Annotated in this window: 21 protein-coding genes; 15 read left to right on the forward strand and 6 right to left on the reverse strand. The window is 41.4% G+C overall.

The genetic code is table 11. The features are described 5' to 3' along the window. Positions 1-18: 18 nt before the first annotated feature. Positions 19-4410, reverse strand: coding sequence for a CusA/CzcA family heavy metal efflux RND transporter (locus T7867_RS13565; protein ID WP_068223439.1), 4392 nt, complete (start codon positions 4408-4410; stop codon positions 19-21). A gap of 975 nt (positions 4411-5385) precedes the next feature. Here T7867_RS13565 and T7867_RS13570 point away from each other — a divergent pair. From T7867_RS13570 to aroF, 9 genes are all read left to right on the forward strand, one after another. After that, complete coding sequence (locus T7867_RS13570; protein ID WP_068223434.1) at positions 5386-6792, forward strand: anthranilate synthase component I family protein; 1407 nt, start codon at positions 5386-5388, stop codon at positions 6790-6792. Positions 6793-6876: 84 nt separating this feature from the next. Further along, positions 6877-7449: an anthranilate synthase component II gene (locus T7867_RS13575; RefSeq protein WP_068223430.1), complete on the forward strand. Its 573-nt coding sequence runs from the start codon at positions 6877-6879 to the stop codon at positions 7447-7449. Between the two features lie 39 nt (positions 7450-7488). Then, positions 7489-7860, forward strand: a complete 372-nt coding sequence (locus tag T7867_RS13580) for a four helix bundle protein (protein ID WP_068223428.1) — start codon at positions 7489-7491, stop codon at positions 7858-7860. Positions 7861-7888: 28 nt separating this feature from the next. Next, on the forward strand, positions 7889-8875 hold the full coding sequence (gene trpD, locus T7867_RS13585; RefSeq protein WP_068223426.1) for an anthranilate phosphoribosyltransferase: 987 nt from the start codon (positions 7889-7891) through the stop codon (positions 8873-8875). Positions 8876-8996: 121 nt separating this feature from the next. Further along, positions 8997-9785: an indole-3-glycerol phosphate synthase TrpC gene (trpC, locus tag T7867_RS13590; RefSeq protein ID WP_068223423.1), complete on the forward strand. Its 789-nt coding sequence runs from the start codon at positions 8997-8999 to the stop codon at positions 9783-9785. Positions 9786-9884: 99 nt separating this feature from the next. Further along, on the forward strand, positions 9885-10499 hold the full coding sequence (locus T7867_RS13595) for a phosphoribosylanthranilate isomerase (RefSeq protein WP_084375749.1): 615 nt from the start codon (positions 9885-9887) through the stop codon (positions 10497-10499). Between the two features lie 105 nt (positions 10500-10604). Beyond that, positions 10605-11786 (forward strand): tryptophan synthase subunit beta, encoded by a 1182-nt coding sequence (gene trpB / locus T7867_RS13600; protein WP_068223418.1) that lies wholly within the window; start codon positions 10605-10607, stop codon positions 11784-11786. A gap of 263 nt (positions 11787-12049) precedes the next feature. Further along, complete coding sequence (gene trpA / locus T7867_RS13605) at positions 12050-12823, forward strand: tryptophan synthase subunit alpha (protein ID WP_068224230.1); 774 nt, start codon at positions 12050-12052, stop codon at positions 12821-12823. A 67-nt stretch (positions 12824-12890) separates the two neighbouring features. Next, on the forward strand, positions 12891-13904 hold the full coding sequence (gene aroF, locus T7867_RS13610; RefSeq protein WP_068223415.1) for a 3-deoxy-7-phosphoheptulonate synthase: 1014 nt from the start codon (positions 12891-12893) through the stop codon (positions 13902-13904). A gap of 223 nt (positions 13905-14127) precedes the next feature. Here the strand turns inward: aroF and T7867_RS13615 are convergent, their stop codons facing one another. From T7867_RS13615 to T7867_RS13630, 4 genes are all read right to left on the reverse strand, one after another. Continuing rightward, positions 14128-14667, reverse strand: a complete 540-nt coding sequence (locus T7867_RS13615; protein WP_068223412.1) for an acyl-CoA thioesterase — start codon at positions 14665-14667, stop codon at positions 14128-14130. A gap of 229 nt (positions 14668-14896) precedes the next feature. Continuing rightward, positions 14897-15283: an SMU1112c/YaeR family gloxylase I-like metalloprotein gene (gene gloA2, locus T7867_RS13620; RefSeq protein ID WP_322299426.1), complete on the reverse strand. Its 387-nt coding sequence runs from the start codon at positions 15281-15283 to the stop codon at positions 14897-14899. Positions 15284-15511: 228 nt separating this feature from the next. Then, positions 15512-16894, reverse strand: coding sequence for an energy transducer TonB (locus tag T7867_RS13625; RefSeq protein WP_322299427.1), 1383 nt, complete (start codon positions 16892-16894; stop codon positions 15512-15514). Beyond that, entirely contained in the window at positions 16869-17402 is a 534-nt protein-coding gene (locus T7867_RS13630) for an RNA polymerase sigma factor (RefSeq protein WP_322299428.1), read from the reverse strand. Before T7867_RS13630 ends, T7867_RS13625 begins: the two co-directional genes overlap by 26 nt. Before the next feature lie 136 nt (positions 17403-17538). Between T7867_RS13630 and T7867_RS13635 the strand changes: the two genes are divergently transcribed. After that, positions 17539-19419, forward strand: a complete 1881-nt coding sequence (locus T7867_RS13635; RefSeq protein ID WP_322299429.1) for a YfbK domain-containing protein — start codon at positions 17539-17541, stop codon at positions 19417-19419. An 84-nt stretch (positions 19420-19503) separates the two neighbouring features. Here T7867_RS13635 and T7867_RS13640 read toward each other — a convergent pair whose 3' ends face one another. Continuing rightward, positions 19504-20079: a hypothetical protein gene (locus tag T7867_RS13640; RefSeq protein ID WP_322299430.1), complete on the reverse strand. Its 576-nt coding sequence runs from the start codon at positions 20077-20079 to the stop codon at positions 19504-19506. Positions 20080-20378: 299 nt separating this feature from the next. On the opposite strand from T7867_RS13640, the gene T7867_RS13645 reads away from it, so the two are divergent. The 5 genes from T7867_RS13645 to hisIE all read left to right on the forward strand — a co-directional run bounded on the left by T7867_RS13645 (position 20379) and on the right by hisIE (position 23957). Further along, positions 20379-21125 carry a phenylalanine 4-monooxygenase gene (locus T7867_RS13645; protein ID WP_322299431.1) on the forward strand — a complete coding sequence of 249 codons (747 nt, stop codon included), beginning with the start codon at positions 20379-20381 and terminating at the stop codon, positions 21123-21125. An 18-nt stretch (positions 21126-21143) separates the two neighbouring features. Then, on the forward strand, positions 21144-21725 hold the full coding sequence (gene hisH, locus T7867_RS13650; RefSeq protein WP_322299432.1) for an imidazole glycerol phosphate synthase subunit HisH: 582 nt from the start codon (positions 21144-21146) through the stop codon (positions 21723-21725). 107 nt (positions 21726-21832) lie between these two features. After that, positions 21833-22552 (forward strand): 1-(5-phosphoribosyl)-5-[(5-phosphoribosylamino)methylideneamino]imidazole-4-carboxamide isomerase, encoded by a 720-nt coding sequence (gene hisA / locus T7867_RS13655; protein WP_322299433.1) that lies wholly within the window; start codon positions 21833-21835, stop codon positions 22550-22552. 32 nt (positions 22553-22584) lie between these two features. Continuing rightward, positions 22585-23346, forward strand: coding sequence for an imidazole glycerol phosphate synthase subunit HisF (gene hisF, locus T7867_RS13660; RefSeq protein ID WP_273272749.1), 762 nt, complete (start codon positions 22585-22587; stop codon positions 23344-23346). Further along, on the forward strand, positions 23343-23957 hold the full coding sequence (hisIE, locus tag T7867_RS13665; RefSeq protein WP_322299434.1) for a bifunctional phosphoribosyl-AMP cyclohydrolase/phosphoribosyl-ATP diphosphatase HisIE: 615 nt from the start codon (positions 23343-23345) through the stop codon (positions 23955-23957). The genes hisF and hisIE overlap by 4 nt, the downstream gene beginning before the upstream one ends. Positions 23958-24007 lie beyond the last annotated feature (50 nt).

The raw sequence follows: 24007 nt of genomic DNA on the forward strand, positions 1-24007 counted from the left end.
CATTCTATGTTTTTGGAATTAGAAATTGCCCAAAAGGCGTTCTATGGCTATCACTACTTGGTTATACTCCCAAGTGCTTTGCACATATTCTTGACGTATTGAAAGCGCTAGATTTAAATTGATAAAGTGCTGACTATAAGAAGTTTCACCATTTTTAAAACTTGCTTCTGAGTTCGCAATAATTAAATCGGCTTGCGGATTCGCTTCACTCTCGTAATAAGCAAGCGTTTGCTGTAATCGTCTGTACTGTTCTTGCAATGACAAAAACTCACCATTCAACTGATTTTTAACGAGTTGCATATTCGACTTAGCGATTTGAACCTTAATATTTGCCGACTTCACCTTAGATGCTTGTCCGCTTGGTAATAACGGAATTGCCAATCCCACCTGAAAAAAGCTAAACCGATCGCTCTTTGTAAAATTGTAATCTTGCCCGTCTATAGTTTGTTGGCCATTGTACGTTTGGCTGTTATAACCCAGCATTAAATCAGGAAACCATTGGTGTTTCGCTAACTTCACCTTTTGCTCGCTCACTGCTATAGCTTGCTGCAGGTAGGCTAACTCTGGATTGTTTTGTAAGCCTAGCGTGTCGAACATGTTTGCAGGCAAAAGCAACTTTTTCAACTGCTTTTCTGTAGGAACCACAGCCTCTTCGGTTTGCAATAATACTTGCAATTCGGTTTGTGCAATTCTTAACTCTGCTTGCATCTGCATCAATTTATTTTTGGCTTGCATAGCTTGCGTTTTTGCAGCAACCATTTCTAACCGTGCTGATTCTCCTGTTTCAAAACGTTGTTTACTGAAGCTGCTCAAACTAGAATACAAACTATCTTGTTGTTTCAACAAATTAATTTGCTCAAGAACAAACACGTATCGCAAATAGGCCATTTTCACCTGTTGAACTAGGTTTTGTTCTACTCGTTTACTTGCTTGTTCGCTCTCCACTACCTGAGCTTTTGCAACCCGCACCTTTTGCACATAAACCGTTGGGAATTCTATCCGTTGAATAACATTCACCATGTTGTCTTCTATGGTAGGATTACTCACTACACCTTGCATGTAGTTGACTTCTAACCTTGGAATTGCCCAGACTCCATTTTTCTTAGCTATTGCATCTTCTACAACTAACTTAGCTAGCCGCATTTGCTCGTTTCGCTGCTTCGCATAATCGATGGCTTCTTGTAAACTTAGGCGTTTAGGGCCCTGAGATTGTGCTTGAGAATTTAAGCCTGAGCAGAATACTACTAAAAGAATCACCATCGGTAGAGTTTTTACCTTTTTGAAACTCCATGGTTTATTCTCGTTCAGCAAAATGTAGAGTACTGGCAAAACCACTAAGGTGAGCAAAGTAGCTGTTAACAAACCTCCAATTACCACGGTAGCTAAGGGGCGTTGTACTTCCGCACCTGCGGTTGTCGAAATTGCCATGGGCAAAAATCCCAACGAAGCCACTGCTGCGGTCATCAACACCGGACGTAACCGTAGTTTGGTTCCCTTCAATACCCGCTGGTAGATGTCGGTCACGCCTTCTTTTTCCAATCGGTTAAATTCGGCAATGAGTACAATTCCGTTTAATACTGCCACACCAAAAAGAGCAATGAAACCCACACCAGCCGATATACTAAAAGGCATGTCGCGCAACAATAATGCAAAGACACCCCCAATTGCCGATAAGGGAATTGCTGTAAAAATGAGAAGGCCTTGTTTGATAGAGCCAAAAGTGAAATACAACAAAACAAAAATCAGCAGCAAAGCCAATGGCACCACAATGGCCAAACGTTGCGTTGCACGTTGTAAATTCTCGAACTGGCCGCCATAGGTTACATAATATCCTGCGGGCATGTCCATTTTTGTTTTTACAATTTGCTGTATATCAGCAACTACACTTTTAACATCACGTGTTCGAACATTAAAACCAATAGTTACCCTTCGTTTGGCATTATCTCGTTGTATTTGCACGGGGCCTGGCGCATACGTAACCGAAGCCACTTCGTGCAAGGGAATGGGCGCCCCATTAGGATTCTCTACAAACAAGTTTTGCACATCTGAAATATCGGTTCGGTAGGTTTTATCTAACCGAACCACCATATCGAATCGCTTCTCTCCTTCGTAAACCAATCCACTAGATTGGCCTGCAAAGGCAATGGCAATAGCTTGATTGATGTCTTGCACATTCATGCCATACATCGCTATTTTATCTCTGTTCAATTCAATCTGGATTTGTGGTAAACCCGTAATCTCTTCGATGTACAGATCTTCTGCTCCAGGTACCGATTGGATTAAACTGCCCACCTCTTTGGCCAAACTTGCCAAGGTGTTAAGGTCTTCGCCATAGATTTTAAGTACCACATCTTGTTTGGCACCGGTAAGCAACTCGTTAAATCGCATTTGAATAGGTTGCTGAAAACCAAAAGTGGCATTAGGAATAACCGCTAATGCTTCTTCCATTTTACTAACCAACTCTTCTCTTGTGCTGGCACTTACCCACTCGTTTTTGGGTTTCAAGATGATCATCATATCCCCAGCTTCTATGGGCATAGGATCGGTAGGGATTTCGCCAGACCCGATTTTATTGACCACTTGTTTCACCTCTGGGAATTCGCGCAAAATGATTTCTTGTGCTTTTTGAGACACCTCGATCGACTGTTGCAAGGAGCTTCCCACTGGTACTCTCGTTTCTACGGCAAAATCACCTTCATCGAGTTGTGGTATAAATTCTCCGCCTAGACCATTAAAAACGAATAAGGCAATAACAAAAAGTGCTACAGCAGATAGAGCCACTGCGCTTTTCATTCTAATAGCAGCCTTGATGATAGGGCGATAAGCTTTCTGAATCCCATCCATCATTTTATCTGAGAAGTTTCGCTTGTGGGTGGTCTTTTTGCTCAGTGCCAAAGCCGATAACATAGGAACGTAAGTCAACGAAAGCAAGAAAGCGCCCAGAATAGCGAAGGATACCGTTTGGGCCATTGGCGTGAACATTTTCCCTTCTACGCCAACCAACGCCCAAAGTGGTAGATAAACAATTAGGATAATGATTTCCCCAAAAGCGGCAGAGGTTCTAATTTTACTGGCAGATTCAAATACTTCATGGTCCATTTGAGCAGCAGTAAGCCGCTTAACCCCTGCATATTTCTTTTTGGCCACATGGATTCCGTGCAATACGGCTTCTACAATAATTACGGCTCCATCTACAATTAAACCAAAATCAATAGCTCCTAGACTCATCAAATTGCCAGACACACCAAATAGGCGCATCATACCAATAGCAAAAAGCATAGCTAAGGGAATTACCGATGCTACGATAAGGCCCCCTCGCAAATTCCCTAAGAAAAGTATGAGAATAAAGATGACGATTAAAGCTCCTTCTACTAGGTTGGTGGTAACCGTACCAATCGCCCTATCTACCAAACTTTTACGATCTAAAAAAGGCTCAATGGTAACACCTTCTGGCAAGTTGGTTTTAATTTGCTCGATCTTCTCTTTTACGTTATTGATTACCGCAGAAGAATTGGCCCCTTTTAGCATCATCACAATACCTGTAACTGTTTCCCCTTGTGCGTTTTGTGTGGCGGCACCATAACGTACCCCATGGCCAAATTGAACGGTGGCAACATCCCTCACTAATAATGGATTGCCATTAATATTGGAACGGATTACGATTTTCTCAATCTCCTCAATGCTCTTGATTAACCCTTCACTGCGAATAAAGTAGGCATTGGGATTTTTATCAATGTAAGCACCACCTGTATTTTGATTATTGGCCTTTAAGGCATCGAAAACCTCGTTGATACTGATATTGAAACTTCTGATTTTATCGGGGTCTATAGCGATTTCGTACTGCTTTACATAACCGCCAAAACCACTTACTTCAGCAACGCCTTCTGTACCCAGCAACTGCCTTTTAATCAGCCAGTCTTGAATAGTACGCAATTCTGTTGCATCGTATTGATCTTCGTAACCCGGCTTGGCTTTTACCACATATTGGTAAATCTCACCTAGACCAGTAGTTACTGGTGCCATTTCAGGTTGTCCAACTCCATCTGGAATTTCATTTCCTGCCAGGCTCAAACGTTCTTGCACCTGTTGGCGAGCCCAATACAAATCGGTACTTTCTTTAAAAACGATGGTAACAATAGAAAGTCCGAAACGAGAAAACGACCGCATTTCTTTAATCTCCGGAATCGAAACCATGGTCTGTTCTACCGGAAAAGTAACTAAACGCTCTACTTCTTGTGCGGCCAAAGTAGGCGATACCGTGATTACCATAACTTGATTGTCGGTAATATCAGGAACAGCATCTATTGGCAATTTCGTCAATGAATAGCTTCCCCAACCGATCAACGCTAGCGTAAGTAATCCGATAATAAGTTTATTCTTAATCGAATACTTTATAATTTTATCTAACATGATTGTTGTTTACATGAAACACCTAAAAACTTTGTTTTCAGAGAATTGAAAACACAGATCAGCTATTCTTTCTTGACTAAAATTTAGGCACGTATGTACCCAAACAACCATCATCTTCCGCAACAAGTCGCAGCCTATTTTAAGGCTCAATTGCAAAAGACAACACCAATAAGTCGAAATTGAATAGCTTTAAGAGAGTAAGCGTACTGGGGGACCTCGTAGTGCTGTACTTGAAGTGTACGGTGGTCTAGCCTTTAAAACAGCAGATTGACCACAAGGAACAGTTAAAGTATGATCAATTGTTTGAGAGACTGTGTTCCTTATGTTTAGGAAAAGAGGGAGTTTATTGGATTTACTCTTTGATTGACGTTCTAGTTTAGATATTTCATGTTGATGGGTAGAATGAGAATGTTGTTCAACAAGGTGGTTTAAAATATGAAGCCAATGGTCAGTTTGATGACTGTGCTGAAGAACATTCAATTGAGTTGGGAAAGTCTTTTCTATAGATACTTCATGATCATTCAGACTTTCATGATGAGTGTGGGGAAGAGCATTGAGAGTGGTAAAAAGCCCAAAAAGGCTCAATAGTATAGCTCCAATGATTTTCTTTTTTCTCATCAATTTCAAAGGTATTATAATTCTCTGAATGATTGGAAAGAAATTTTGAGCATTTTTTTAAAAATGCTCAAAATTCTATTTGTATTAAAAAAATCCTTTTCTAGCTTTGGCACCATAATGTTAAGCACAAAAAGAAATAACGCATGGTGGTGGCACGTAACTGAATCTCGGTAACGTGGACTAGTGCTATTTCTAAAAATATATAAGAAGCTCGCAGTTCATGCGGGCTTTTTTTGTTTATACACCTCAGAGTCTCCTTCAAGGGACTCTGAGGGAGGGACAGAAAATCCCATCAGAGTCTCTCGAGGAGGACGATAGGACGACTGAAGAATCTAAAAACTTGAAAAGTTGAAGAGAATGAACAAGATTAAACTCAATACTACCTACAAAAAGCTGCTGGCCGATACGGTAACGCCAGTGAGTATTTATCTGAAACTTCGCGATAAATATCAGAATGCTATTTTGCTAGAAAGCTCTGATTATCACGGAGATGACAATAGCTTTTCATACATCTGCTGCGAGCCAATTGCCAAATTAATGGTGAAGGACTCTAAGTTCGAAATGAACTTGCCGGGCTATGCTGAAGAAGGTAAAGTAGAAGGGGAACAAGTTGCGGCAAAGCTGTCTGAGTTTGCTGCTTCTTTCGAGTCTGATTCAAGTGAGTTTAAGTTCATTAACAACGGATTGTTTGGTTACATCGGGTTCGATGCGGTTCAGTATTTTGAGCAAATTCCGGTGACAGAGGGTAAGGAGGATGAATACCAAATTCCAGATTTGCTCTATCATGTCTATCGATATGTTATCGCTATCGACCATTTTAAAAATGAGTTATATCTGTTCGAACATTCACCAGAAGGTACCGAACCAAAAGGTATTCAGTCTATCGAGACTTTGGTGAATAACAAGAACTATCCGTCTTATGAGTTTGCCCCTCAGTCTGAAGAGGTTTCTAATTATACTGATGATGAATTCCTATCGATTCTTGACGAAGGCATGAAGCATTGTTTCCGTGGCGATGTGTTTCAAATTGTACTTTCTAGAAGGTTTCAAAGCAGGTTTAAAGGGGATGAATTCAACGTTTACCGTGCGTTGAGATCTGTGAATCCTTCACCATACTTATTCTATTTCGACTTTGGAAGCTTTAAAATCTTTGGTTCATCGCCCGAAGCTCAGTTAGTGATTAAAGATCGAAAGGCAACGATCCACCCAATTGCAGGGACTTTTAAGCGAACAGGAAACGATGAGGCAGATGCTGAATTAGCTAAAAAGCTACATGCCGACCCTAAAGAAAATTCGGAGCACGTTATGCTTGTTGATTTAGCCAGAAATGATCTTAGCAGAGCAGGATCAAATGTTGAAGTTGAGACCTACAAGGAGATTCAATACTACTCACATGTAATCCATTTGGTATCTAAAGTAACAGGAACCCTTTCTGATGACATGGAGTCGACACAAATGGTAGCTAGCACTTTCCCTGCAGGTACATTGAGCGGAGCGCCAAAAGTTAGAGCCATGCAATTGATTAGTGCGAATGAAAAAACCAGACGTGGTTACTATGGTGGAGCCATCGGTTTTATGGGCTTCAATGGAGATTTCAACCATGCCATTATGATCCGTTCATTCCTTACCAAGGATAATACTTTGTTCTATCAGGCAGGAGCTGGGGTAGTTGCTAAGTCAAACAGAGAATCAGAACTACAAGAAGTAAACAATAAGCTTGCGGCCTTGAGAAAGGCCATTGAGCTGGCTAGGGAGATAAGATAGAAAACGGTTGAACAGAAAACAGAAAACGGTCTATTATTTACTGATTTCCAATTTCGGATTTCTGATCACTGAAGCAGACAAATAATGAAAATACTCATACTAGATAACTACGATTCATTCACCTATAACCTGGTGCATTACCTGAGGGAGCTTGGGTATGGAGCGGAGATGGATGTTTTTCGCAATGATCAGATTGCCCTAGAGGCTGTTGATCAGTACGATAAAGTACTACTATCTCCTGGTCCGGGAATACCAGAGGAAGCAGGCATTCTTCTGCCATTGATCAAACAATACGGTAGTAAGAAAAGCATACTGGGCGTTTGCTTGGGACACCAAGCCATTGCTGAGTCTTATGGTGCTAAGCTTTACAATATGCCGCAGGTATTACATGGGGTATCGAGCCAGGTGCAGATAATGGAAAAAGGTGATAGACTCTTTAAGGATATTCCCGAAAACTATACCATCTGTCATTATCACAGTTGGAATGTAGATAAAGCCAATTTGGGCGAAGAGATTAAGGTGACTGCCGAAGATGAATTCGGAGAAATCATGGCCATCAGTCATAAGGAATATGATGTGAAAGGCGTACAGTTTCATCCGGAGTCTATTATGACTGAATACGGACATAAATTATTAGAGAATTGGGTAAATAGTTAGAAGAAAACGGAAATCAGAAAACAGTTAAACGGTAAACACATGAGCAAGAATTTTAAGGATTTAGAAATATGGAAAAGGGGAAGATTGTTGAGGAATGAAATTTCAAAACTGACTAAAACCTTTCCATCAGAAGAGAAATACAAACTGGTAGATCAAATGATACGAGCTTCAAGGTCTGTTACTGCAAATATTGCTGAAGGATACGGTAGATATCATTATCAAGAGAATATTCAGTTTTGCCGGCATTCGAGAGGTTCCTTGACGGAACTTCAGGATCACCTAACGGTGGCTCTGGACGAAGAATACATCAGTGCAGAAGTAGAGAATGAATTCGATAACAAAATTGAAGAATGCATCAGAATGCTTAATGGTTATATCAGGTTCCTGACCAACTCTAAGCAAAGCAACTGATTTCTGTTTTCCGATTAACCGAATTAAAATGAAAGAAATACTAAATCAACTCATAGAATACAAGTCGCTAGATAAGCAGACGGCAAAGGAGATACTCATCAATCTGGCACAGGGTAAATACAACCAAAGTCAGGTGGCGGCATTTCTAACTGTTTACCTGATGCGAAGCATTACTGTAGAGGAACTTGAGGGTTTCCGCGATGCTATGCTCGATTTGTGCGTTCCTGTTGAAATCATAGAATACGATGCCATTGACCTTTGTGGAACAGGTGGAGATGGAAAGAACACTTTCAATATTTCCACCTTGTCGTCATTTATTGTGGCTGGGGCCGGGCAGAATGTAGCCAAGCATGGTAATAATGGAGTCTCATCGGTTTCGGGTTCTTCGAATCTCATGGCGCACTTTGGCTATGAGTTCACAAACGACATTGGCAAGCTGAGAAAGAGTTTGGATGAATGCGGATTGTGTTTCTTACACGCGCCATTGTTTCACCCAGCCATGAAGAATGTGGCACCAATTCGGAGAGATTTAGGGGTGAAAACCTTCTTCAATATGTTGGGGCCTATGGTGAACCCCTCTTTTCCGAAAAAGCAGTTGGTTGGCGTTTTCAATTTAGAGTTGGCTAGGCTTTATGGTTACTTATATCAGAAAACTGACAAACACTTTGTCATTTTACATGCCTTGGATGGTTATGATGAAATATCACTGACCGGAGCATTCAAAAAGATCACCAACGACAAAGAAGAAATTGTAAGTCCAGAGGAAATTGGGCTTCAAACTATACAGCCTGAAGCTATTTTTGGTGGGGACACGGTAGAAGAGTCTGCCAAAATATTTGAAAGAATATTAAAAGGGGAGGGCACCAAGCCTCAAAATGAAGTGGTTATTGCCAATGCCGCTATGGCTATTCAGTGTGGAAAAGGAGTTTCTAGTGATGATGCACTAGGCATGGCTCGAGAATCGCTCGAAAGCGGAAAAGCATTGAAAACATTCAGAAAAATTTTAGAATTATAAATCGAACGTCACTGCGAGTCCCGAAGCATCGGGGCGAAGCAGTCTCTCGATTCAAGGAGATTGCTTCGTCCCAAACTTTTGCTCAGGCAAAGTTTGCTTCCCGCAATGACGAAATGGAAATATGGATATACTAGAAAAAATCATCGCGCATAAGCACAAGGAAGTAGAGGAAAGAAGATCGCTTTACACTGAAAAGCTGTTGGAGAAAAGTATCTACTTTGATGGTCAACCGATTTCTCTGAAAAAGTACTTACTGAGAGAAGATAAGTCGGGCATTATTGCTGAGTTCAAGCGTCAATCGCCCTCTAAAGGCGTAATTAATGCTCATGCTCCTGTAGAAAGAACCACTATTGGATATATGCAGGCTGGTGCTTCGGCCTTATCGGTTCTAACAGACTCTGAATTCTTTGGAGGAAGCAGCGAAGACTTGAGCACCGCCAGAAAATTCAACTTTTGTCCAGTACTTAGAAAAGATTTTATCATCGATGAGTATCAGATTGTTGAAGCGAAATCTATCGGTGCCGATGCCATTTTGCTCATTGCAGCGGCACTAGAGCCTAAGAGATTGAAGGAGTTGGCTGCTTTTGCTAAGAGCTTTGGTCTAGAAGTGTTAATGGAGGTTCACAACCAGGAGGAGTTGGAAAACAACCTGAATGAACATCTGGATGTAGTGGGAGTGAATAACAGGAACCTGAAAACCTTCGAAGTATCCATTGATATAAGCAAGCAATTGGCTCCAATGATCCCGAATGATTTCGTGAAAATCTCAGAAAGTGGTATTAGTGATCCTGCTACTATCACTGATCTTAGAACGCATGGATTCCAAGGCTTTTTGATTGGCGAAACATTTATGAAAACAGGTAGGCCGGAAAGAGCTGCAGCGGAATTTATCGAGAAACTAGGTAAATAGAAATCTATCAACAAGGTCCCCTGTTTTCCGATTAACCGATTAACCATTTAACTAGTAACGATTAACCAATAACGATCAAACGTTTAACGAATGACCAAAATGAAACTGAAAGTATGTGGAATGAGGCAAAGCGAAAACATCCAACAACTGTTGGAGTTGGAGCCTGATTTCATGGGTTTTATTTTCTTCGAGCGTTCTAAGCGATTTGCACCTGATCTGGATAAAGAACTGTTGCTAGGGTTTCCTGAAACCACAAAAAAAGTGGGTGTTTTCGTCAATGCACCAATTCAACAGGTAAAGGAAAAAGTTAGGCAGTACAAACTCGATTATGTTCAGTTGCATGGTGACGAGTCGGTTGAGTATGTGGGAGAGCTTTTCGCCATTGGCATCAAGGTAATCAAGGTGCTTTCAGTGGGTGAGGAGTTTGATTTCGACCAACTGAAACCATATAAGGGACTGGTAGACTTCTTCCTTTTCGATACAAAAGGGAAGGAAAGAGGAGGTAATGGTGTGGTATTCAATTGGGAGGTTTTAAATGACTATCCCTATGACGTGCCATACTTCTTAAGTGGAGGAATCGATCTGGAAAATGCGAAAGATATAGCCGGCTTGAAAGTTCAACCTTATGCGATAGATGTGAACTCTAAGTTTGAGTTGGAACCAGGCTTGAAGGATATAGAGCAAGTGAAAATGCTCAAGGAGATTTTAAAATAGAACGTCACTGCGAGGCACGAAGCAGTCTCCTCAAATGGATAAGGAGATTGCCACGGTCGTCCCGAATCATCGGGACTCCCTCGCAATGACGAAAGGAAATAGATTATGAAAATAAAAGTAGACGAACGAGGGTATTACGGTAATTTCGGAGGGGCATACATCCCTGAAATGCTATACCCGAATGTGGAAGAGTTAAGAGATAACTACGAAGCCATAACTTCAGATCCGGACTTCAAGAAGCAGTTCGATCAGTTATTGAAAGACTATGTAGGCAGGCCAACACCACTCTATCTGGCGGAAAGGCTTTCTGAGCATTATGGCGCGAAAATCTACCTCAAACGAGAAGATCTTTGCCACACAGGTGCTCATAAAGTGAATAATACCATCGGGCAAATTCTACTCGCTCAACGATTGGGCAAGAAGAAGATCATTGCCGAAACAGGAGCTGGTCAACATGGTGTTGCTACGACAACGGTTTGTGCGCTGATGGGTGTTGAGTGCATCGTATATATGGGTGAAGTAGATATGGCGCGTCAAAAGCCAAATGTTGAGCGCATGCGTATTCTGGGAGCGGAGGTTCGTCCTGCAAGCAGTGGAAGCAAAACACTCAAAGATGCCACCAATGAAGCCATGCGTCATTGGATCAACAACCCAACCGACACACACTACATCATCGGTTCTGTGGTTGGACCGCACCCATATCCTGAAATGGTTGCCAGATTTCAGTCAGTAATCAGTGCAGAAATCAGAACCCAGTTGAAGGAAAAAGAAGGCACAGAACTACCGAATTATGTAGTCGCTTGTGTAGGCGGTGGTAGCAATGCTGCAGGCGCTTTCTACAACTATTATGACGATGAAGCGGTAGCCTTAGTAGCCGTTGAAGCAGCTGGTTTGGGTAATACCACTGGTAAAAGTGCTGCTACAACCACGCTTGGTAAACCGGGCATTTTACACGGAAGTAAAACGCTTCTAATGCAGACAGAAGATGGTCAGGTAGTTGAACCTTATTCAATTTCTGCCGGTCTGGATTATCCTGGAATTGGTCCTGTGCATGCGCATCTTTTCGAAACAGGTAGAGGAACATTCTACAGTGTGACCGATGAAGAAGCCATGAAAGCAGGTATTCAACTCAGCCGACTGGAAGGAATTATTCCAGCCATTGAGACCTCTCATGCCTTTGCAGCGCTAAAACAGATGAACCTAAAATCAGACGACATTGTAGTCATCAATCTATCTGGAAGGGGCGATAAAGACTTGGAAACATATATTAAATGGGGGAAGTATTGAACGAGTACTGAGTATTGAGTACAAAGTATTGAGACAGCCGAGTGAATTTATTTGGTTTTGTGAACGCCATTGGCTCCTTCTCTTTTTGGAGAAGGCGGGGGATGAGGCCAGATGAAAAATATTCACAAAACAAATGAATGAACAGAGTTAGAATATACTAATTATAGAACGTCACCCTGAACTTGTTTCAGGGTCTGCTAATTCGAAGATGCTGAAACAAGTTCAGCATGACGAATCGAAGAGAGATAGTGAGCAAAGTAGAAATGAACAGAATAGAAAAACTTTTTCAGACCAAGTCTAGCCGAGTACTGAACGTATATTTTACGGCTGGGTATCCTAAGCTAGATGATACGGTGAGCATACTCAAGGCTTTGGAGACATCTGGTGCAGACCTAATAGAAATCGGTATTCCGTTTTCTGATCCTGTAGCCGATGGGCCAACCATTCAGGCTAGTAATGACGTAGCGCTGAGCAATGGGATGACCCTAAAACTCCTAATGGAGCAATTGAAAGACGTTCGCCAAGAAGTGAGTGTACCGATTGTATTGATGGGTTACATCAACCCAATTGTGCAGTATGGAATAGAGCGGTTTTGTGCTGACTGTGCTGAGTGTGGAGTAGACGGTCTAATTTTACCCGATTTACCAATGCATGAGTATCTGGAAGTGTACAAGCCGGTCTTCGAAAAGAATGGCCTGCTAAATACTTTCCTTATTACGCCTCAAACTTCAGAAGCTCGAATTAGAGAGATAGATAATAATACTAGTGGATTCATCTATATGGTTTCATCTGCCAGTACCACTGGTGCCAAAACCGGGATTTCAGAAGCTCAGGAAGCGTACTTCAAAAGAGTAAATGAAATGGGATTGAAAAATCCACGTTTAATTGGCTTCGGCATTTCCAATAAAGAAACCTTCGACAAAGCCTGTGAAAATGCCAATGGAGCAATTATCGGTAGTGCTTTTATTAAGGTACTGGGGCAGGAAGGGGATATGGAATCCAACATTAAGACATTTATAGACCAAGTAATAAACTAGTCGATAGTCTACAGTCCATGGTCGATAGCTGCCATGGACTATTGACCATTGACCATTGACTAATATCATGATTATACAATTCGAACAAGACATAAAAGAGAGCCAAAAAGAAGCGATTATTAATCGAATCAAAGGCCTCAAATACAAACCAGCCGAAGTGAAAACCCAGATGGGAGAGTACCTAATTGGTATAGGTAAAAAGAACTTCGATATCCGTTCCATTGGTTCTATGGACGGAATAAAAGACATCCACATTGTTTCTGATGACTACAAACTCGTTTCGAAAAAGTGGAAGGTAAATGCTACCACAATCGATCTTGGTGACGGTATAGTCATTGAAGATGGCGGTTTCCAAATCATGGCTGGACCTTGTTCTATTGAAGGCGAAGACCAGATTAGGAAAACTATTGCTCACTTGAAGGAAAATGGTGTATCCATAATGCGTGGAGGGGTGTTCAAGCCGAGAAGTTCTCCTTATGCCTTCCGTGGAATGGGAATCGAGGGACTGGAGCTTTGGTATCAACTAGCGAAAGAAGCCGGAATCAAAATTGTCACAGAGGTGATGCAGGTTTCCCAAATTGAAGAAATGGACCCGTATGTCGATATCTATCAGGTGGGAGCGAGGAATACCCAGAACTTCAACCTACTAGATGAGCTCGGCAAAAACACTGATAAGCCAGTAATGATTAAGCGCGGTATTTCAGGAACTATCGATGAGTTGTTGTATTCTGCTGAATATGTGTTTTCAGCTGGTAACGAACGTCTTTTGCTTTGCGAAAGAGGTATCAGAACCTATGAAAAGGCAACGCGTAACACTATGGATTTGAATGCTATTGCTGTACTCAAGGAAAAAACGCATCTGCCAGTTATTGCCGATCCATCTCACGGTATAGGTCTTCGCGACTTTGTGGAGCCAATTGCTTTAGCCAGTATTATGGCCGGAGCAGATGGTGTTATCTACGAAACCCATGAAAAACCAGAAGAGGCTTATTCAGACGGTCAGCAGACTTTGAATTTCCCTGAGTCAGCCAAGCTGATTGACAGAATGAAGAAGACTTTTGAGTTAAGGGAGAGTTTTTAGAGGTAGTTTTGGGTATTGAGTAGAGCGTATTGAGACTCAAAAAGTAAAGTCACTCCCGCGCCTCGAGACCTTGGGGGCGGGAATTTCTAAGGTCTATTGCTCAACCATTATACCTTGAGTCAATCTAGGATGCTCAATTTTTACAATACATCATCTTTGACAAACTTCTGTTGGTGACATTTGAGCGTCCTCGACTCCTGACTACCTTCAAAGTGCAAGTTTGTCAAAGATTTACCTGCGCATTCTGCTCCTTAATCAACTCTAAATATTCTTCGGCTATGAACTCTTCAGGGGTAAAGCTTTTCACTCTTTTCTTAGATTGCTCCTGTCGGGTGATGCTTCGGGCAAACCGCCTGATGCCGTCAAGGTCGTTAAGAATTAGCCCTGGAACTTCAACTTTCTTTCCGTCATCACCCTTGGCTACCATGGTGAAGTAAGAAGAGTTGCAGTGTTTTCGCACTCCAGTTTGAATATTCTCCGATTCAACCCTAACACCAACCACCATAGATGTGCGTCCTGTGTAATTGATAGATGCCTTTAGCGTAACCAATTCACCAACTTCTATGGGGTTCAGGAAGTCCACACGATTAACTGAAGCTGTTACACAATACTCTCCAGAGTGCTTGGATGCGCAAGCAAATGCTACCTGGTCCATTAGATTGAGAATATAGCCTCCGTGAATTTTGCCACTAAAGTTGGAGTGGGATGGAAGCATAAGCTGAGTAAGTGTGATTTGCGAGTCTGAGATGGATTTGAATGACATGGATTTGATCAAAGTTTGAAAGTCAAATATAACCAGTTTGAACCGTCATTGCGAGGCGCAAAATGAACGCAGTGTAATTTTGCAACGCGGCAATCTGTCAATTCGGAGCGCTAGCTTTTTAATTGGGGAGATTGCCACGTCACAAGTTTGACGGAGGTCAAACTTTCTCCTCGCAATGTCGGTCTCTTAACTGAAGGATTACTCTCCTTGGAGCTGCTAGGATTGAGGTCTATACCTCATAAAGTTCTAGAGGTAAGTTGTCAGGGTCACTGAAGAACGTGAACCTTTTGCCTGTGTATTCATCTACACGGATTGGCTCGGTGATTACTCCTCTCGAATTTAAGCTATCAACAGCTTCTTCAATATCCTCAACTTCAAAAGCTAGGTGTCTAAGTCCTTGGGCTTCGGGTCTAGATGGTCTTTCTGGTGGATTAGGAAAGGAAAACAGTTCAATGATGTATTCTCCATTCAGTGCCAGATCTAGTTTGTAAGATTGTCTTTCTTCTCGGTAGACTTCTCTTATAATCTCCAATCCAAGTATTTCAGTGTAGAATTGTTTCGACCTAGAATAGTCATTACAAATAATGGCTATATGATGAACTTTATTGATTTTCAATAGAAAGTGTTTTTGGCAAAGTTAAGTCAGAAGCGATCAAGAGAGCTATGAGCCTTACTTTTCTTTTAATACTCCTGATGAAAAAGCGACCAACATCAAAGCCAGAGAAGTAAATGAATCAGGAATAGTTGCATGGTCAGTTGATGGTCAAGTCCTGATAGTCACAGAAGTAAGATCCGTACCCTTCAGAACGCTAGAAGGAAATTGTTGGGACATAAAAAATCCAGTCTAAGGCCTAAACCTAATTCTCACCTTAACCTGAGAACTTACTGGTGTTTGATTTGCTCCCTGTGTTCTAGCTTGCCATTGCGGTCCCTCTTTGATAAGTCGGATGGCTTCTTCATCGCAGCCAAAGCCGAGGCCTTTAATAATCTCAAAGTTGGTCAGTGATCCATCAGCTTCAACAGTAAATTCTACAGTTACTCTTCCTTTGATGTTTTCAGCCCTGGCTTCTTCCGGGTACTGAAGATTATCCTTTAAGTATCGATTAAAGTTAGGGTAACCGTCAATTGGTTTGGCGGCAGTATAAGAGGTTGTTAGGTCTTTCTTAGAGGTTTCGCTATAGCCAGAGACCACCACTTCACCCAAAGCGGTATAGTCAGGTTCGAGATTGATTTCCAAAGTTTTGGAGCTGTCTACTAAAACCTCTTGTGTAACGTAGCCAAGATAGCGGAAAGAAAGCGTTGAGTTTGTTGGTATATTCTTCAATTCAAACCTTCCATTGATATCGGTATTTGTTCCTTCTACCGTTCCTTTTTTAAGAATACTCACCTGAGGGAGTGGAAGCCCATCGTCTGCGCCTTTCACTACTCCTGTTACAGAAGCCTTGGCTATATCGGCTTTTGGGGTGGGGTCTGTCATAGCTGCGCTAGAGGCAAGCTGTGATTCGATGGATGAAGCAGCTATTTTGGCCTGCAATAATTCGGCAACATCCTTTCTGGCGAGAGATTGCTCCAACCTTGCATCCATCTTATTCATAGGGATTGTCAGACTCACCGAATCCGATCGGTGCTGAATTAAACTTTCGGCTTTTATGAGCTCAATAAGGTCTGGTTCAATTTTCTCAAGGTTTAAATCGATCTCTATTTCATTTTCAGCAACGAGTGTCTCTTCCAAGTCATCATACTGACTTTTAGCAGACTCTGGTTTAGCAGTAAGTTTATCACCAGAACTTGTAGACTTTGTTTCTTGGGTAGTGTCGGCAAAGGTGTTTTTGCTCTTGCTTTTAGTGATAGAATCGGTTTGTACAGGTTCGTTGTTCTCTGTTAGAAGCTTGCTTGGAAGCGGTTTGTCTTGCTTAAGAATTAGCAATGAACCTACGGTGATTATGATTAGCGCTGCCGCTGCAATACCTCTCCAGATGGTCCAGAAGCTGGTCGGATGATCTTCTTCGGCTAAGAGTTCATCCAGTTTATTATCCAGTTCATTGAGATCGGCATCTAGCATTTCATCGGTGAATTCATCTAGCCCATCGAGTGCCTCATCATAAAGTGGGTTTTCGAGCATAAGACGTTCCACCTCATGTTGTTCTTCACGAGTGAGTTCACTATTTCTGTAAGCTTTGATAAGCTCAGGTGTCAAATGTTCAATATGTCTGTTCTTCTTGCTCACGCAGTTTTTCTATACATATTTTCAAATTCCTTCTTCCATTCTGAAGATAGCTTTTAACTTTCTTCAACTCAAAACCTGTGGCTTCACAGACTTCCTGATAGGTTTTCTTCTTTAGGTAGAAAAGCCTGATGCAGACATTTTGTTCCTCATTCAGTCCTTCAATACAGGTTTCCATTTTGCCTAAATCTTCTTCTAGCTCAGTTTCATCAGTATGATGCACAGGAAGCTGATATTCCATAAGCTCGACTCCATTTATTTCGGGACTCTTTTTTCTTAGAAGCATCAGACACTCATTGCGTGTAAGGACGTAAAGCCAGCTCTTAAAATTCTGAACCTCCTTTTCCTTTAGCTCCTTCATTAGCTTTTCAAAAACTTGCATGGCCATGTCTTTAGCGGCCTCTCTATCCTTCAAATATTTCATGCAGGTACCATAAACCAATGGCATGTAACGCTTGAATAGAATTCCTAATACAGATTTTTCTCCAGTCGATTGATAAGATTCAATCAATTGAATGTCAGTTAGTTGTTCTGTATTTGAATTCCCTCGAATCAAGCGTTGTAAAAGTTTTTTTAGGTCTGTTTATGGAATCGATCGAGTTCTAGCATCCTGTCTTTAAAGATTGTAAAACTAAAATCGATATACCATGAAACAGGTCTTAATAATCATGATGACTTTATTGGTCGGATTCCATAAACCAGTAGAGGAAAAATTTTCAAGAACCATCACTGGTCAGGTACGAGGCGCTGATGATGGGCTGCCGTTGCCAGCAGTTTCTGTAATAGAAAAGGGTACAAGTAATGGGGTGGCTACAGACAAAGATGGCCGATTTTCTATTCAGGTAAATAACGGAAGTATACTTGTTTTTAGATACTTAGGTTATGTGACCAAGGAAGTAAAATTGAAGAAATCTGATGTTGTAAATGTGAATCTTCAGCCAGATATGATGGCACTTGGAGAGGTTGTGGTAATGGGGTATGCTGGTCAGTCTAAAAGAGCTTTAGCATCTCCAATTAATGCTCAGTATGATATGATTGAAGATGACTTAGAGCTGAAGGTGCTTGAACAAGATCATATTCAGTCTATATATATGCCGAATTACAAACCAAATACTGAGTCCTATGCTGAAATAGAAGAAAACGGATTTAACTCACCTTTCAAAAATCCTTTCAGTACGTTCTCTATCGATGTAGATGCTGCTTCATACAGTAACATCAGACGTTTCATTAACAATGGTCAGCTGCCGCCAAAAGATGCGGTCAAGGTAGAAGAGATGATCAATTACTTCGATTATGATTATGAAGGGCCAAAAGGGAAGCACCCTTTCAATGTTCAGCATGAGGTAGGGCGCGCACCATGGAATGAAGATCATTACTTAATGCATATCGGTATTCAGGGTGAAAAGATTGAAATGGATAAGCTTCCTGCCTCGAATATTGTGTTTTTGCTTGACGTATCGGGTTCAATGGGTGCGCCAAATAAGCTGCCTTTACTTCAGAAGTCATTAAAGCTGTTGGTGAATGAGTTGAGATCTGAAGATCGTGTTTCTATTGTTGTATATGCTGGTGCAGCAGGAGAGGTATTGCCTTCCACTTCTGGAGACAAAAAACGAGAGATTCTAAAGGCACTGGAAAATCTACAGGCTGGAGGTTCAACTGCAGGAGGAGCTGGGATTAAACTGGCCTATAAAATTGCACAAGAGAATTTCATTGAAGGGGGGAATAATAGAATTGTTTTAGCTACAGATGGAGATTTTAATGTCGGGGCTTCAAGCGATAAAGCCATGGAAGACCTAATCGAAGAGAAGAGAAAGAGTGGTGTATTTCTTACTGTTCTAGGTTTTGGAATGGGTAATTATCAGGATTCTAAAATGGAGATTTTGGCTGATAAAGGGAATGGTAACCATGCCTACATCGATAATATTCTGGAAGCCAAGAGGGTATTGGTCAATGAGTTTGGTGGAACATTGTTCACCATTGCTAAGGATGTGAAACTACAGGTTGAATTCAATCCTGGAACTGTGCAGGCCTATCGACTAATTGGCTATGAAAACAGACTTTTGGCCGATGAAGACTTCAATAACGATAAAAAGGATGCAGGCGAATTAGGTGCTGGCCATACTGTGACTGCACTATACGAAGTGATTCCAGTAGGAGTGAATAGCAGCTTTAAGCCAGTTGATGATTTAAAGTATCAGGCAAATCAGAAGCCGCAAGAGGTCATCAATTCAAGCGACTTAGTAACTGTGAAGCTGCGTTATAAGAAGCCTGATGAAGACAAGTCGATTTATCTAGATACGGTGATCAAAAATCAATTGACACAAAAATTAAGCAATGACTTCCATTGGTCTGCTGCGGTAGCTTCATTCGGTATGCTGCTCAGAGATTCAGGTTATCGCAATGATTTCAGTTATGGAAAGGCGCTAGCTTTAGCAAGAAACAGTAAAGGATCTGACGTGAATGGCTACCGTGCCGAAATGATCAAACTGATGGAAATGGCTGAGTTGATGAAGAAAACGGAGGAGTAAAATCTCTGGTCGTTATTCCCGTTTTCACGGGAATCTCCCAATCATTTTGGAGATCCCCGCCTACTCGGGGATGACGGTTGGTATTTACTCAATCACTTCTCTCTTCAACTTAATAGTTACTTCATGAGGGGCAGGCTGGTCGCCACCAAAGTATGGCCATAGCCAGTAATTGTCACCTGTTTCACAATTCTGAGTTCTCTGCATGGTAACTGAGCTCAATCCAGTGCCAGAATATTGGTAAGTGTCGCCATCAATCAATATTTCAAGGTCTATTTCTTTATTGAAGTCAACCGTGCCCATGAGTTCAAAACTAAGTTGTCCTTCGCGATAAGTGTAAGCCAAAAGCTGCAGTTGGTCCTGATACCAGCGCCACCCGATTCTGGCACTCTCACTTTGGTGGTCTTGATGGCAATCAGAGAAGCCTACAAGCTTGTTGATGTCTGCCTGATCTGACGCTACGTCTAATGTGTACTCAGCACTTTCATCGAAAATAGCAGTTACTCTAATTCCAGTGCCTGTAAATGGTTCGTTCCGAAGAATGGAGCTATGATTTCCTTGGCTGATGGTGAAAATTTCGAATCCAGTGTCAGGATCAATATCTATGGTTTGGTTGCAGCCTACGAATAATATCACTGCGAAAACGGCAGATAGTCTTTTCATGGTTGAGTCGGAGATTACTGCAAATAACGAATAAATGTTTGAAAGTCAGTCTTTTTGAGGGCTTGGTCAGGTTCAAGGCTATCGGTGAGCAAAAAAACATTTTTTACTTGCGCCTGAAAATAGAGGTCTTACCTTTGTAGCCATGTTGATGAACAACGCATATTACTACCACTATTACCATGCTACGCAAGTGCGGAACGGTAGGCATATGTTTTAATTGATTTAACTAATTGAAGATATACAAACCCGGTTCCGCAAGAGCCGGGTTTTTTTATTGCCAAAAACTAAAAAAAACCGATATGAAACAGATTTACGAGAATTACACAGCAGAGGATCAGCAGGTTTGGAAAATCCTTTTCGACAGGCAATTTCCTCAACTGCCACAAGCGGCCACAAAAGAGTTCTTAACTGGTTTAGAGAAGATTAACTTCACTGGTGAGGCTATTCCTAATTTTGAAGACACTAACAAGATTTTGAAGAAGCTTACCGGCTGGGAAATTTACGCTGTGCCTGGAATTGTTGAAGATGGATTATTCTTCGAGCTAATGGCCAATAAGAAGTTTCCAGCAACTACTTGGGTTCGTAAAATGAGTCAACTGGACTACCTAGAAGAACCAGATATGTTCCATGATGTGTTTGCACACATTCCATTGTTAACCAATCAGGCATTTGTCGATTTTCTTCAGGCTATAAGCCAATTTGGCCATGAGTGGATCGAAGATGAATGGGCTATTCACTTGCTTTCAAGAATTTACTGGTACACCATTGAGTTCGGCCTAATAAGGGAAGAGTCGGGACTCAGAATTTATGGTGCAGGTATTCTGTCTTCTTCAGGAGAAACCAAATTCTCGCTTTCAAATGAGCCGAATCATTTCGAGTACGATGTAGACCACATTTTAGATACACCTTACAGAAAGGATAAAATGCAAGAGAACTACTTCATCATCGACTCTTACGAGCAGCTTTACGAGTCTATTCCTGAAATTAAAGAGAAGATTGAAAAGAGGTTAAAAGAAAAGGCATCTTTGGCACAACTGTTTAATTAGAACCGAGTTCGTCAAAATATGAGTGTAGTTATTGTAAACTATAATGCCGGCAATGTTCAGTCGGTAACCTATGCCTTGCAAAGACTTGGAGTAGAGCCAATACTATCTGCCGATCCTGATATTATTAGATCGGCAGATAAAGTAATTTTCCCTGGAGTTGGGGAAGCCAGTACGGCAATGAATTTCTTGCGAAGACAAGGTTTAGATCAGGTAATAAAATCGCTAAAACAGCCTGTTTTCGGTGTTTGCCTTGGTCTTCAGTTAATGTGTAAGCATTCTGAAGAGAATGATGCCGACTGCCTTGGTATATTCGATGTTCAGGTAAGAAAATTCGAACCTAAGTTGAAAGTTCCTCAAATGGGCTGGAACAACTTAGAGAATATGAATTCTTCTTTGTTCGCTGACTTGCCAGAAGAGCCTTATGTGTATTATGTGCATAGTTATTACGCTGAATTGAGCGAATACACAGTAGCCGAAACCGAGTATGTCAACCGATTTTCTGCCGCTTTACAGAAAGATAATTTTTACGCTTTACAGGCACATCCTGAAAAGAGTGGAAAAGTAGGGGAGCAGATTCTTTCGAATTTTTTGAAACTGTAAATAGAACGTCACTGCGAGGAACGAAGCAGTCCCATCTCCTCGATAAGGAGATTGCCGCGGTTGTCCCGATGATTCGGGACTCCCTCGCAATGACGAAACACGATAAAATGAAGATAATTCCAGCAATAGACCTGATTTCCGGAAAGGCAGTTCGTCTGACTAAAGGAGATTACAATCAGAAAAAAGAATATTCTGATAGCCCAGTTGAAGTGGCTAAGACCTTTGAAGAGGCAGGTATTACCAATTTACACCTAGTAGACCTAGATGGAGCTAAGGCTCAAAAACCACAAAATTTAGACGTTTTACAATCTATCACCTCTAATACCAATCTGAAAGTAGATTTTGGTGGAGGAGTAAAGTCAAACGAGTCGCTTAAGGCAGTGCTTAATGCTGGTGCTCAGCAAATTACGGCTGGTAGCATAGCGGCTAAAAATCCTGAGCTGGTCTACTCATGGCTGAAGGAGTTCGGTGCAGAAAAAGTGATTCTTGGAGCCGATGTAATCAACGAGAAGATTGCCATAAGTGGCTGGCAAGAAGATTCTGGGTTAGATTTATTTCCTTTTCTGGAGCGCTATATGGCCCAAGGAGTAACTTATTGCATTTGCACCGATGTTAGCAAAGACGGCATGCTACAAGGGCCTTCAGTAGATTTATATCAGAAGATTTTGAAGGAGTTTCCAAGTCTTAAGCTTATAGCAAGTGGTGGAGTTGCTCAATTAAGTGACTTACATGAGTTAGAGGACTTAGGGGTTTATGCTACTATTGTCGGAAAGGCATATTACGAAGGCCGAATTTCTCTAGAGCAACTTGCTGAATTCAATGCTTAAAACTGAATATTCTTAATTCTTAATTGAATCAAATGTTAACTAAAAGAATTATTCCCTGCCTAGATATTAAAGATGGCAGAACAGTGAAGGGAGTCAACTTTGTGGGCTTGCGCGATGCTGGTGACCCGGTGGAGTTGGCAGCTACTTATGCCGCTGAAGGGGCAGATGAGTTGGTGTTTCTTGATATTACAGCCACAGTTGAAAAGAGAAAAACACTAGTGGAGCTAGTAAGGAGAGTAGCCGCAGAAATCAATATTCCTTTTACAGTGGGTGGAGGTATAAGCTCCATAGAAGATGTGTCGGCTTTATTGAATGCTGGAGCCGATAAAATTTCCATCAATTCATCAGCTGTAAAGCGACCAGATTTAATTAATGAGCTGGCCTTGGAGTTTGGGAGTCAGTGTGTGGTAGTGGCTATCGATACACGCTTTGTAGAGGGAGAACATATTGTCCATGTGAGAGGCGGAAGAACTCCTACTGAGCTTAGAACTATACCATGGGCTAAAGAGGTTGAGCAGCGTGGGGCAGGAGAGATTTTGCTCACCTCAATGGACCATGATGGAACCAAAGCGGGCTTCGCAAATGAGCTCACTTCAGAGATTTCGAAAGCCTTATCTATACCGGTAATAGCATCGGGTGGGGCGGGGCAAATGAATCACTTTGTAGACACCTTTACTGATGGAAATGCAGACGCTGCTTTGGCTGCAAGCATCTTCCATTTTAAGGAAATTTCAGTACCAGATTTAAAGAGTTTTTTAAAAGAAAATAACATCCCGGTGAGGGTAGAAAAATGAGACAAATCCAAGATATCAAAGCAATAGATTTTAGCAAAGAAGATGGTCTTGTGCCAGCCATAATTCAAGACAATAATACGGGAAAAGTGTTAATGTTGGGCTACATGAATGAAGCTGCTTTAGAGCAAACTTTAGACACTGGAAAAGTTACTTTTTTCAGTAGATCAAAACAGCGACTTTGGACCAAAGGAGAGACCTCAGAAAACTTCTTAAACCTTGTGTCTATTTCGCCCGATTGTGATCAAGATGCATTGCTAGTAAAGGTTAATCCGGAAGGCCCAACTTGCCACCTTGGAGACGATACTTGTTGGGAAGAAAGCAATGAAAATAACCTTCAGTTTTTAGGTCATCTAACAGAAGTAATTAAGGAGAGAAGACAGAAGTCTCCAGAAGAATCTTACGTTGCAAGACTGTTTTCTAAAGGTATTAATAAGGTTGCTCAGAAGGTAGGTGAGGAAGCTGTAGAAGTGGTGATAGAAGCGAAAGATAGTGATGATAACCTCTTTCTAAACGAATCTGCCGATCTGCTTTTTCACTATATGATGCTCTTGGAGGCTAAGGGTTTTACCTTAAATGATGTGATTTCAGTATTGAAAGAAAGACATAAATAAAAGGTATGTAATGTATTGATTTAAAATAAGATAAAAGATTAAATTTAGTC

The sequence above is a fragment of the Roseivirga spongicola genome (genome assembly GCF_034376045.1).
GTDB lineage: Bacteria > Bacteroidota > Bacteroidia > Cytophagales > Cyclobacteriaceae > Roseivirga > Roseivirga spongicola.